Here is a 454-nt window from a genome sequence, read left to right on the forward strand (position 1 = left end):
GTATTCCAAGTTAACGAACCTATATGCCCAGATTTTTTAAGCGTAGCACTTATGCTGCTTTTAGAATTTAAAATGGAAATTACCTTGGCGTAATTATTAGAAACATCGTCTATAATACCCACAATGCCTAAAGAAGAAATAACACCAAAATCTTCTTTAATACTATCGTTCTTGCCTCTATTTATCAATAAAAAATTATTGGTTAAATTGTAGCTATTACGAATAACATTGGCCGAAGTGTATTTATAATTTATTGGTGCAAACTCATCATTGGTAATAGAATCATCCGTTTTGCTGTTGAATAATAATTCATTTAGACGTCTGTTTTCCTCCGCCAATAGTTGATTTTGAGATTTTAAGTCAAAATAAGCGTTAATATTATTAACTGAATTGTAAACACCACCACTTAAAAAATTAGCAGAACTAACAAACTTGCTTTTGTGATAAGAGTGGG

Annotated in this window: 1 protein-coding gene; it reads right to left on the reverse strand. The window is 30.6% G+C overall.

Annotated elements, in window-relative coordinates; all coding sequences use genetic code 11:
• Positions 1-454: rod shape-determining protein MreC (mreC, locus tag J8281_RS19085; protein WP_210199246.1), on the reverse strand; the 454-nt coding region annotated here is incomplete at both ends.

Origin of the sequence: Aquimarina sp. U1-2 (assembly GCF_017897595.1) — a bacterium.
In the GTDB taxonomy this organism is placed as follows: domain Bacteria; phylum Bacteroidota; class Bacteroidia; order Flavobacteriales; family Flavobacteriaceae; genus Aquimarina.